This window comes from Richelia sinica FACHB-800 (assembly GCF_014698825.1).
In the GTDB taxonomy this organism is placed as follows: domain Bacteria; phylum Cyanobacteriota; class Cyanobacteriia; order Cyanobacteriales; family Nostocaceae; genus FACHB-800.
The window spans coordinates 44,989-56,400 of the sequence record NZ_JACJTT010000036.1 but is presented as its reverse complement, the minus strand read 5'-3'; the positions used below and the strand labels follow the sequence as shown (position 1 = coordinate 56,400).

Below are 11,412 nucleotides of genomic sequence, written 5' to 3'. Positions count from 1 at the left end.
GCTTTTGTCACGAGGAACTTTTGGGCATGATTCCAAGCGATAATACACAAGCTTGTGTACTGTCTTATAGCAACTATTTACTCCCAAGTTTTGGGAGAGCCACTCGACGATTTCTTGATAACCATTAAAACCTTGTGGTTCTTGCAATCTTTTATCTAATGCTTTTTCTGCCCAGTTTGGGATGCTTCTTGGTCTTCCTGGCGAAAATTTTTGTTCTAAGAGTCCTTCAATCCCTCCTGCTTTGTACTGTCGAATCCACTTGTGTAGGGTCACTCGATTTCGACCAATCATTTCTGCGGTTTGAGAAATTGTTTGACCATGCCCTGTTTTGAGTAAATATAGTAGCTGCACTCTTTCTTTAGCCATCGCAGTTTTTTGTATCGCCAGTAAATCTTTGAGTTCTGCGACAGTCTCTTTAATTTCTAGCTGATATACCCCTGACATTGTTTACCTTTTATCTGGTTTAATCTTATTATCACATCTGTAGGCTTATTTTAGAGAATTGGTATTAGTTAATGTCCTAACCACTGGCTATAAAAAGAGAGACGTTTTCATAAACGTCTCTATCAGGGTTATAGATAGATATGGAAATCAATGACAACAGAGGAAAGGTTAAAGATGTTGCTCTCACCCGTCCCCTGTAACTTGCCATTTAAGTAACACCAAAGACAATCACTAAGCCCAAAACTGCCCCAAAGACGATGAGGGCATAAAATTGGACGCGACCGTTTTCTAGGTATTTCAAACCTTCACCACTAACCAGGGTGAAAAATCCTGTTAAGTTTACAGCACCATCTACAACCCGGAAGTCTACTTCCAGTACCTGTCTAGCGAGACGGCGTAAACCCAGGACGAAGACATTGTAGTAAATGTCATCGAAGTACCACTTGTTGAGGGAAAACTCATACAGGGGTTTAATGCTTTTAGCGATCGCTGCTGCATCAATTTTCTTCCATAAATACATCAGCGCCGCTAGGGTAATACCGACAACGGAAATGGCAATAGAACTACCCGCCATCACATAAAATTCTTGGGGGTCGAACTCTGCCGCTTTTTCCATCACTTCAGCTAAATTTTCAGTGGGAGAAAAGATAAACTGCTCAAAATAGTTGGCGTAAGGAGTACCCACCAAACCAATCAAAATTGAAGGTACAGCCAACACCACTAAAGGTAAAACCATTGTCCAAGGGGATTCATGGGGAGAATCGCTGTGATGAGAGTGGGAGTCGTGGGAGTGGGCCTCCAGTTCTCCTTTCTTCATCGCCCCAGGGCCAAAGTTGGGTGCTGGTTCCCCAGCTAATTTTGCTACTACAGCGGCAGCAGCTTGCTTAAGTTGGGTTTTGATTTTCTCATCTTTACCCCGGAATTTGCCTTCAAATGTTGAGAAATACATTCTAAACATGTAAAAAGCGGTAATACCGGCAGTTAACCAACCAATGAACCACAACAGAGGGTTAGCAGCAAAGGCCGCACCTAGAATTTCATCTTTTGACCAGAAGCCAGCAAAGGGAGGAATCCCGGAAATTGCCAAGCAGCCGATCAGAAATGTGAAACCTGTAACGGGCATATACTTCCGTAGTCCACCCATTAACCGCATATCCTGGGCTAAAACGGGGTCGTGACCAACCACTGCTTCCATGCCGTGAATCACAGAACCAGAACCCAAGAACAGCATGGCCTTGAAATAGGCGTGGGTCATGAGGTGGAATAAACCAGCAGAGTAAGCACCTACTCCCATAGCCATCACCATGTAACCGAGTTGGGAAATGGTGGAGTAAGCCAAGCCCTTTTTGATGTCGTTTTGGGTAATAGCGATGGTCGCACCCAAGAAAGCTGTAAATGCTCCAGTGAAGGCAATCACGTTCATTGCGGCGGGAACGTGCTCAAACACTGGGTACATCCGGGCAATCAGGAATACACCTGCTGCCACCATTGTAGCGGCGTGAATAAGGGCAGAAATGGGAGTGGGGCCTTCCATTGCGTCTGGTAACCAGACATGGAGGGGAAATTGAGCGGATTTGGCCACTGGGCCGAGGAAAACTAAAATCGCAAACAGCACTGCCAGGAAATTGCTGACAGAACCTGTGGCTACGAGTTCAGCTAGGCGATCGCCCATGAGATTGAATTCAAAGCTGCCTGTGGCCCAAAATAGCCCCAGAATGCCCAACAACAGACCAAAGTCACCGACGCGGTTAGTAACAAATGCTTTTTGACAAGCATCGGCGGCTGCCTTGCGATCGTACCAAAAACCGACCAGCAAGTAGGAACACATCCCCACCAATTCCCAGAAAATGTAAATCTGTACCAGGTTGGGGCTGACCACCAGTCCTAGCATGGATGAGCCGAATAAGCTCAGATACGCGTAGAACCGCACATAACCAGGGTCATGGGCCATGTACCCATCAGTGTAAACCATTACTAAAAAGGCTACCGTGGTGACAATCACCAGCATTACCGCTGTTAAATGGTCAATGGTGTAGCCCATAGTGAGGTGAAAATTGCCTGCTGCTGCCCATTCCAGAGTGCGGAGATAAGGCTCATGCCCTTGAATTTGACTCCAGAGCAAAGCGATCGACAGACCCATTGCTGCCCCCATCAGGGAGATAATTACCGCAGCATTTAGCTGTCGTAGGCGATTTGTCACCTGATTTAATGAAATTAGCCCTAGACCGACTAGCATTGCTCCTAGTAAGGGCAAAACTGGAATCAGCCAGGCATACTGATAGATTACTTCCATCACTGACGCCTACTTCTTTTAGAATTCTGCACGAAAGAGGTTGAAGGCCAAAGCATGAAGAACGAAAAGTCAATTATAAGTCTCGCACAACATTCGAGAACGCCGATAGTAGGCGCTTTAGCAGCCTCCCTTTGAGGGTAGTTTTGGTTCGAGGAAGTTACAAGTCGTGACGGATTGAGTAAACAGACAATTTTCATACTTCCACGGTTGTGTCTTTGCTATTTCTGTGCAGAGCAAGCCAGGAGCAAAGAACAGCCGTTACCGTGTTTGCAACTTCATCACTTTAGCCTTCAATTGCCTAAACTTGTCCTAACTGTTAATAATTGTGACACACACCCTTGAGGATAAAATACCCCACTCGCAAATGATTGAGTGGGGTATTAAGCATGGTTTTATATTTGGCTAAAAAGTTGTTAAGTTTTTAATGCTAAATTTTGAATCAATTGACACTGGTTACACAGTACGGGGTGTTGATCATCAAGAGTCGAATTTAAGCTGAACGGCACTCCCAGTCTATGGTTTTGGGACTATTGTAATTTTTATGACTAATGCTGGATGCTAGTTTGATTTCTTCTAAAGCTAAACGAAAATCTTCTCTAGAACGAAAACCCTCTAGCCGTTGACGGACTATACCTTTTTCAATCAAAAGTAAGGTTGGTAAGGATTTGAGCCTATAGGTGTTAGACAACTTAAAATTTTGATCGGCATTTATCCCCACTAGTTTGATTTCTGAGCCATATTGCGCTTGAAACTGTAATAACACAGGATGAATAATCCGACACAATCCACACCAAGGTGCTTCAAAATTGACTAAAACGGGAACTGAAGATTCTAAAACTTCTTGAGTAAATGTCCGTTCACTAACCGACAACACCATGACACCTCGTGAATGATTAAGATTGTTCTATGGAAATAGCTACCAGCAGGAGAAGTTATACCATTAGGAATTTGGGCTTGGGGGTGGGAAATTGGCTTCTGGGTCTGGCTGAGTAATTGTGTAGTTGGCTCTGGATAATTCAGCTTTGAATGATATAAGCTCTCATGCTTGTGATAAATGGGTAAGATTGGAGTGCTTTGTATTGTTAGTATGGAAAAAAGCCAACTCGATTAATTTAGTGGCTTTTTGGAGATGTTGAACTCTTGAGTGCGGTGTAATGTCTAGAAAATATGTTCCTAGTACAAATTCTATCGGCTCAAGATAACTCTACTAACAGCTATTTGAATTCATCCTACATTGATTATGGGGCAACTGATCAGCAGAAGTTTTGATTAAATTGGTATCGGCTATGAGTATTGGGGATCAGCTATAACGACCATTGTACTTTACTTGTAGCTTCTATTAATAGCGGATGGGCCCACCAGAGTAAACCAACAAAAATGGTAATGCCTAAATACGCAGGACGCAGAAATTCATGCCATTGGAGAGATTGACGACCATCGAGAATAGCTTGGAAGGGAACGATGGAAGTTCTTTGTTTAACAGCAGCGAAAGCCTCACCATAGCGATCGCTCAACCTGCGGTCACCATGCCACACACCAAATAAGTGATGCAGTATCAAGCCCATAGAAGTGACAAGGGTAAAGCTTGTACCCAACCAGAGAGTATGAGCAATACACCAAATCACTTGACCAAACATTTGGGGGTGACGGGTAATACGGATAATGCCTGTTTCGTAAAGATGGACTTGGGGCTTTTGAATAGCCGCAATTTCTAGTAGATTGAAGGTAGCAGGATATAAAAACACAAAGGAAATTGCAGATAATACCCAAACTAATATTTTCACCCCCGGCACTCCTTGGACTTGCCACAGCTGCAAGCCGTCATAACGGTGCTGAAAAAAGTAAACAATGAGAATCACCGCCAAGGGTAAGCTTACCAATGCAAACAAAATGCGATACAGCCTTGGTCCAATGTATTTTTCTGCCCAAGGACGCAGAGCAGCGCCACCACTATGGGCGATGGCAAAGGTTAATTGTAACCCCAGCATGACAAAATGACTGGAGGTAAACCAAGGATTCGGCAGCATATACACAAGTGAAGTAATCTATAGAAAACTAAATTTAGTAACACCAATACCACGAAGTATGTACCAGAAGTGCGGAGTCAAAATATGGTATCCGCGTCTTTTTGGCCCTTGCCTTTCTGTTTGCAGATTTTATCATCAGAGGATTAATCAGTGTTGAAAACAGGACTTGAAACAATATGTTGTGGTAATGTCTTTTTCGAGTAAAGCTTCCAATTTTACGAACCAATAAATCATACCCAGCCATCTGAGAAACTTGATTTATTGCCAAAGCCGCTCCTTTCTTGTTTGTGGGTTGAGCCTTATGTCTGACCTTCCTTTCACACTAGATCAGTTACGCATTCTCAAAGCGATCGCTCAAGAAGGGAGCTTTAAGCGTGCCGCTGATAGTCTTTATGTCTCCCAACCTGCCGTGAGTTTACAAGTTCAAAACCTAGAGCGGCAGTTAGATGTCCCGTTATTTGATCGTGGCGGCCGTCGCGCTCAATTAACAGAAGCTGGTCATCTACTCTTGAGTTATGGAGAAAAAATCCTCAGTTTATGTCAGGAAACTTGCCGTGCCATTGAGGATTTACAAAATCTCCAAGGTGGAACTTTAATCGTTGGTGCATCCCAAACCACGGGAACTTATTTGCTACCAAGAATGATTGGTTTGTTCCGCCAAAAATACCCCGATGTCGCAGTGCAATTGCACGTTCATTCTACTCGCCGCACTGCCTGGAGTGTAGCCAATGGACAGGTTGACCTCGCCATTATTGGTGGAGAAATACCCGCAGAATTAGTAGAATCTTTAGAAATAATTCCCTACGCTGAAGATGAACTAGCGCTGATTTTGCCGCCGTTCCATCCTTTTGCCAAACTAGAAACCATTCAAAAAGAAGACCTATATAAACTTCAATTCATTGCCCTTGATTCCCAATCAACTATCCGCAAAGTAATTGACCATGTTTTAGCACGCTGCGATATTGACACTAGGCGATTTAAATTTGAAATGGAACTCAATTCCATCGAAGCCATTAAAAATGCTGTCCAATCGGGTTTAGGGGCGGCTTTTGTCTCAACTTCGGCGATCGCTAAAGAGTTACAAATGGGTGTTTTACATTGCGTTCCCATTGAAGGAGTTGTGGTCAAGCGGACACTGTGGTTAATATTAAATCCCAATCGCTATAGATCCAAAGCCGCAGAAGCTTTTAGCCAGGAAATTTTACCCCAGTTTGCCACTCCTGGATGGAATCAGGAAACGTTAAAGTTATCACCAAAAAATCTTGTGGTTAATACATTGGATGCTGTCACCCGCAACTTTGCCGACGCAGACTGAAAATGTCATCAACCATTTGGAGTCAGTAGCCAAACTATTGGAGATTAGCGATTGGCAATTGGAGATTAGCTATATGGTGATTTGAGATGTTTACCGTTATTCAGCGGACTAACTCAAACCAAACAACTAATTGCCAACGGCCAAACCTCAAATCGAAAATTTTTTGACCACTGACCCATGACCAAATACCAACATGGAACTTTACTGCACTCGTCCTAGTTGTCCACGTCCCAACAACTACTGTGCGGATTTGGACGATCTCACAACTCTGAAAACAACAGTGCAAAAATACTGCACTGCTTGTGGAATGCCGTTGTTGTTAGATGGTCGTTATGTACCTATTCAGATGCTGGGAAGAGGAGGCTTTGGAGCAGCATTCCTGGCACGGGATCGCCGTATACCTGGAATGCCTTATTGTGTCGTTAAACAACTCCAACCCATAGGTAATTTAAGTTCATCTCAACTTCAACTCGCTCAACAGCTATTTACTAGAGAAGCAGAGGTTTTAGCCCAACTCGGTCGTGAACATGAGCAAATCCCAGAATTATTTGCTGATTTTCCTGTCACTGTTAAGAGTACCTTTCCCGGTAAAAAAGAGCAGTTTTTCTATTTAGTTCAGGAATATATTCAGGGACAAAATCTCGATGCTGAGTTGAGTGAAAAAGGTAAGTTTTCAGAAGTTGAAGTTTTAGAATTACTCCAGGCAATTCTCCCAGTTTTACAGTTTGTCCATGACAAAGGCATTATCCACAGAGATATTAAACCCTCCAATATCGTCCGCCGTCATGATGGTAAACTCTATCTGTTAGATTTTGGAGCAGTAAAACAAGTCACGAATGTTTCTCCGGAAGCTCATGTGTCTACGGGTATTTATACCCCAGGATTTGCACCACCTGAACAAATATCCTCTGGTCAAGTATTTCCTGCCACAGATTTATATGCTTTAGCTGTGACGGTTATCACTCTGTTAACTGGGGAAAAAGCCACCAACCTATTTGATCCTCAACATCATCAGTGGCAATGGCGCTCTCTCGTCAGCATTAACCCCCACTTCGCTGATATTTTGGCAAAAATGCTCTTACCGGCAGCAAATCAGCGTTTCCAGTCAGCAGAGGCAGTATTGGCAGCCCTTTCTAGCCTGGATACCATCCCTGGAAAACCACAGTTTATCTCTGGACAATCGCATTTTTCTAGCTGGGAAATCTTGAGTGGTGCGGCTTTTAGTGGCTTTGAAGGGGCATTAATTGCGATCGCTCTATTGAGTTTAGTCAAAAACCCCATCATTGGTTTGGGTATATCCAGTGTAGTTTTAACCGCCCTAATTTTTGCTCAAACCCAACGTTGGCTAGAAAAACGGGATTTTCTGATTATTCCCAGCATTTCTTTAGCGATTATCTTTTTTATTCCCTATCTTCAAAGTGGGATGACCGTAAGACAAATCTTGATGCTGGCTTCATTTGCCGCATTAGCAGCCATTAGTGTCACTGCCTTATTTCGTTTAGTATATAAATTTTTATATTTAATTCTGTGAAAAAATCATGACCACAACTGAAGTTATTCAGGTGGCACTGTCAAGTTCAAGTTTAATTTGGAATTTCTCATGGTTAATGCTTAATTCTCTCTTCTCTATGTCCCAAAAGGAAATAAAAGTTTTAGTTTTATCTCTATTAATTACAACTAGCATTGCTAGCGGTGTGGTTTGGTTGGTCACCAATTATTTTCTCGATGAGCTATTAACTATTATTCAACTAACTCATCCCCAAGATTCACAAATTACAGCACTTATTAGTTTCGGGGAAAGAATCCTGACTCCTGGTGAAGTTGCTCCCGCTAAAAAAGATGGTGTCAAAGCCATGGGTGGGAAAAAATTTGCTCAAGCGATCGCTCATTTAAATGTCGCCCGCAATTTGAACCGCAACGACCCCGAAACCCTGATGTACCTAAATAATGCCCGCATTGGTGCCAAAACAAGTTATACCATCGTCGCTTCTGTTCCCATTGGCACTAACCCCAATGCAGCCTTAGAAATACTACGAGGTATTGCCCAAGCGCAAAACGAAATTAATACTATTGGTGGGATTAAAGGAGTACAGCTACGGGTGGGAATTGCTGATGACCAAGATCACCCCCTACTCACTCAAAAAATTGCTACTCAATTAGTCGCTAACCCATCTGTATTAGGTGTAGTCGGCCCCTATAGCAGCGATGTGACGTTAGCAGCAGGTCAGGTCTATACAGCCGGAGAACTAGTAGCAATTACTCCTACCAGTACCAGCTGGAAAATTACTAATTTTAGTCCCTATATTTTCCGCACTGTCCCCAGTGATGTCATCTCGGCTAGAACTTTAGTCAGTTATATGATGACAACCTTGCAGAAAAAAAATGCAGTGGTATTCTTTAATTCCCAAAGTAACTATAGCCAATCCCTCAAATCAGAGTTTGTGTCTTCTGTGGTGCAAGAAGGTGGACAAATATCAGGAGAATTTGACTTATCACAGCCTGGTTTTAGTCCTGGTAAAACTTTGTCACAAGCTATTAAACAAGGTAGTCAAGTGTTAATGTTAGCTCCTAGTCCTGACACTCTAGACCGGACATTGCAATTAGTGCAGGTCAACCAGCAAAGATTAAGTTTACTGGCAGGAGATAACGTCTATAATTTGAAAACTTTAGAAGTCGGCCGACAGCAAGCTTTGGGAATGGTGGTAGCTGTACCTTGGCATATTCACAGTCGCTCCCAATCTAGTTTCTCCCAAAATTCCCGGCAGTTATGGGGAGCGGATGTAAGTTGGCGTACTGCCACTAGTTATGATGCCACTGTGGCTTTGATTACTGCCTTAAAAACAAATCCCACTCGCTTGGGAATTCAACAAGCCTTATCCTCACCTAGCTTTACGGCTGATGGTGCTGTGGGTCAAATTAAATTTTTAAAATCAGGCGATCGCCAAGCTCCAGTCCAACTTGTCAAAATTATCCGGGGTAATCGTTCTGGGACTGGGTACGATTTTGAACCGATTTGAGCAAGTGATTGAACAAGTGAACATCCAAATATTGCCAGTATTTTCCAAGACATCTTGGGTGGTCAAGGGTTAAGTCCCCTCTGGGAGTGTGTCTGCACGACCACCCATACCTTAAAAAGGTGGCTGATAGTCCTGGTGGCATCTTTTACACTTGGGCCCCGAAAATATTTCCTCAATGTTCTTGGATGTCTAGAGTCTTGGGGCAAACTATGAATTAGACATTGCTTGTGATCAGAGACAGTTCTGATTAGCTGCTCAAGGCTCTGATCCAAGAAATACGCGAACATCAAGGTTCTTTCATCGGGAAAAACCCGATTACCCAAAATCTGTTTGTGGTGGTCAAACAGATTGGCGTGAGTGCAGATTCTTACCTAGAGTCTCAAGAAAGCTGTTTTAGCTCGCTCTGTTAATGGACTCTGCTGGTAAACAAATCAAATTATCCCCTTGGGTAAGAATGAGGCCACGTTGACGCAATTTACCCATCAAACGGGTTACGGTTACACGAGTGGAACCGATGGCACTGCCAATTTGGGCATGGGTTAGAGGGAAGGGTAGGCAATAGCCACGAATTACATCGGGATCTGTTTCGCTCATTGCCGGTTCTCCATATTCCTCAATCAACAAGGTGAGGAATCCTAAGAGACGGTCAATGGTACGCCTTTGTCCCAAAGCACTCAGCCACAACAACTTGCGTTGGTGCTGATATCTAAAGGCATCCATTACTTCCCGACGGAAGTGAGGCCAGTTGTCCAAATCATGCCAGTACATCCACAACACGGCTGTTTGGTCAACGTGAGCGTAGGACTGGAGTGTAAATGGAGACTGAGCAACAATTTCAAAAGGCTGTCCAGCGCCCACAAACCCTAAAAAGGCTTCTTCTGGGGTTCTGTTAATGCGCCGAGATGTGAGTTGGCTGGCAGTGGCGCTGACTTGAGCGGTTCCTACCATGCGGATAGCACCTCTCTGCACTAAGTACAGCAAACCAGGTCTAGCTGGAATACGTTCATCTTTGCTGAAGGTGCGGCAGCGATAGTGTTCTTGTGCCCAGTCAAGAATGCGTTGCCAAGTCAAGAAAGGCCGTGATGCCTCGGAAAAAGAGGATTGAGATTGCATAGGTAACAAAGAGCGTTCGGCTGAAGACAAAGACGTCATAAAAAAAGGTGCAAGGAGTGTCTTTGTGTAAACGGGTAGGCTTAACGCCTAACAGCGCCAGCCATCCAAAAGCGTAGAAAGCATTATTGTAGCTTCTACTCTTTTGTTATACTTCCTACTGTACAATGAAGGTAGTAAAATTTACTCGCTATTCATCGCTTATTCATTAAATTTTATCCTACTCTCATTTTTCTTTACCTAGAGTAAACTTCTATCGGCAGGTAGATGAAACAGGATAAAATAACGCACTCCGCAGATTTTTAGAAAAAAATACGTGCATCAGTCGCTACTTTTTCCTAATTATACATCAATTAAACAGCTAATAAATAGCTATTTATTAAAAACCCTAAGTGTTTATACCAGCGATAGGGCAATTCTAAGCATAGGAAGTACCAAAGTTCCTCTCTATCTAGATGGAGATGGTAAAAAAATTATATATATTTCTAGCATGGCCATGCGAATGGCGACATCCCACATTTCTCCTCTAGAGACTGCTAGGGCGATCGCTTCTCATTTTTCTAGGGGTTGTGAGGGCTTATTTACAGTTAAAACCGATGTTTCCGGCAAGATTTACATCGAATTAATACACTCAACCTTAGCAAATTGGTTACAAAATTTTACACAAGGCAGTGTTCCTTGGGAGATAAAAGAGACAATCGTTAAATCAAGTCACGATGTGCCAATTATTTTTCAAATGCAATATGTTCATGCTCGTTGTTACTCGATACTGCGTTTATCGCTGAGGGAAGAATTAATTAATTTATGTGAAACAAGTATTAATACCAATAGCTGTTTCCCTAGTTTTGTCACAACTCAACCCATACCTTGGTTGAATTCAGAACAGCAATTGTGTCTGCAACAGCCAGAGGAGATGGCGTTAATTCAAGTTTTGTTAAAAATAGTTGACGATTGGGTATGTCCTCCCAGCGATCGCCCAATTAAATGGGAGCAAGCTGGTGTTAAATTGGCTCAAGCTTGGGAAAAATTCTCTGCTCATTGCCGAATTTGGGGTGAAGTGAGGATTAATTCCCCAAATTTAAGCCAAGCTAGATTGGGATTGCTGATCATGACTCAATTGGTCTTAAAAGCTGTGTTGGAGGAGAAATTAGGAGTTATTGCTCCTATAGAGTTATGATTCTTAGCAAAAATTTAAATTACGGCTAT

The 11,412-nt window shown here is 43.0% G+C and carries 9 protein-coding genes; 4 read left to right on the top strand and 5 right to left on the bottom strand.

All coding sequences use genetic code 11. The annotated features are described in order from the left end of the window. The 4 genes from H6G73_RS19720 to H6G73_RS19705 all read right to left on the bottom strand — a co-directional run. Nucleotides 1-444 (bottom strand): helix-turn-helix domain-containing protein (locus H6G73_RS19720; RefSeq protein WP_190607562.1); only part of this gene is annotated, 444 nt, incomplete at its 3' end. Nucleotides 445-652: 208 nt separating this feature from the next. Next, nucleotides 653-2,737, bottom strand: a complete 2,085-nt coding sequence (locus H6G73_RS19715; protein WP_190607570.1) for an NAD(P)H-quinone oxidoreductase subunit 5 — start codon at nucleotides 2,735-2,737, stop codon at nucleotides 653-655. A gap of 490 nt (nucleotides 2,738-3,227) precedes the next feature. After that, nucleotides 3,228-3,614, bottom strand: a complete 387-nt coding sequence (locus H6G73_RS19710) for a thioredoxin family protein (protein ID WP_190607560.1) — start codon at nucleotides 3,612-3,614, stop codon at nucleotides 3,228-3,230. Nucleotides 3,615-4,041: 427 nt separating this feature from the next. Further along, a complete protein-coding gene (locus H6G73_RS19705) occupies nucleotides 4,042-4,764 on the bottom strand; it encodes an NnrU family protein (RefSeq protein ID WP_190607558.1) in 723 nt (240 codons plus the stop codon). A 301-nt stretch (nucleotides 4,765-5,065) separates the two neighbouring features. On the opposite strand from H6G73_RS19705, the gene H6G73_RS19700 reads away from it, so the two are divergent. The 3 genes from H6G73_RS19700 (at nucleotide 5,066) to H6G73_RS19690 (ending at nucleotide 9,096) form a co-directional block, all read left to right on the top strand. After that, a complete protein-coding gene (locus H6G73_RS19700; RefSeq protein WP_190607556.1) occupies nucleotides 5,066-6,079 on the top strand; it encodes a LysR family transcriptional regulator in 1,014 nt (337 codons plus the stop codon). A 193-nt stretch (nucleotides 6,080-6,272) separates the two neighbouring features. Further along, nucleotides 6,273-7,610, top strand: coding sequence for a serine/threonine-protein kinase (locus tag H6G73_RS19695; RefSeq protein WP_190607554.1), 1,338 nt, complete (start codon nucleotides 6,273-6,275; stop codon nucleotides 7,608-7,610). Nucleotides 7,611-7,617: 7 nt separating this feature from the next. Continuing rightward, nucleotides 7,618-9,096: an ABC transporter substrate-binding protein gene (locus tag H6G73_RS19690; RefSeq protein WP_313948656.1), complete on the top strand. Its 1,479-nt coding sequence runs from the start codon at nucleotides 7,618-7,620 to the stop codon at nucleotides 9,094-9,096. A gap of 393 nt (nucleotides 9,097-9,489) precedes the next feature. Here H6G73_RS19690 and H6G73_RS19685 read toward each other — a convergent pair whose 3' ends face one another. Continuing rightward, complete coding sequence (locus H6G73_RS19685) at nucleotides 9,490-10,248, bottom strand: Crp/Fnr family transcriptional regulator (RefSeq protein WP_190607552.1); 759 nt, start codon at nucleotides 10,246-10,248, stop codon at nucleotides 9,490-9,492. 274 nt (nucleotides 10,249-10,522) lie between these two features. Between H6G73_RS19685 and H6G73_RS19680 the strand changes: the two genes are divergently transcribed. Continuing rightward, a complete protein-coding gene (locus tag H6G73_RS19680) occupies nucleotides 10,523-11,383 on the top strand; it encodes a hypothetical protein (protein ID WP_190607550.1) in 861 nt (286 codons plus the stop codon). The last annotated feature ends 29 nt before the right edge of the window (nucleotides 11,384-11,412 follow it).

Excerpts from the sequence above, each read along its gene's own strand:
- H6G73_RS19715 (WP_190607570.1), bottom strand. The coding sequence starts at position 2,737 with ATGGAAGTAATCTATCAGTATGCCTGGCTGATTCCAGTTTTGCCCTTA.
- H6G73_RS19710 (WP_190607560.1), bottom strand. The coding sequence starts at position 3,614 with ATGGTGTTGTCGGTTAGTGAACGGACATTTACTCAAGAAGTTTTAGAA.
- H6G73_RS19705 (WP_190607558.1), bottom strand. The coding sequence starts at position 4,764 with ATGCTGCCGAATCCTTGGTTTACCTCCAGTCATTTTGTCATGCTGGGG.
- H6G73_RS19700 (WP_190607556.1), top strand. The coding sequence starts at position 5,066 with ATGTCTGACCTTCCTTTCACACTAGATCAGTTACGCATTCTCAAAGCG.
- H6G73_RS19695 (WP_190607554.1), top strand. The coding sequence starts at position 6,273 with ATGGAACTTTACTGCACTCGTCCTAGTTGTCCACGTCCCAACAACTAC.
- H6G73_RS19690 (WP_313948656.1), top strand. The coding sequence starts at position 7,618 with ATGACCACAACTGAAGTTATTCAGGTGGCACTGTCAAGTTCAAGTTTA.
- H6G73_RS19685 (WP_190607552.1), bottom strand. The coding sequence starts at position 10,248 with ATGACGTCTTTGTCTTCAGCCGAACGCTCTTTGTTACCTATGCAATCT.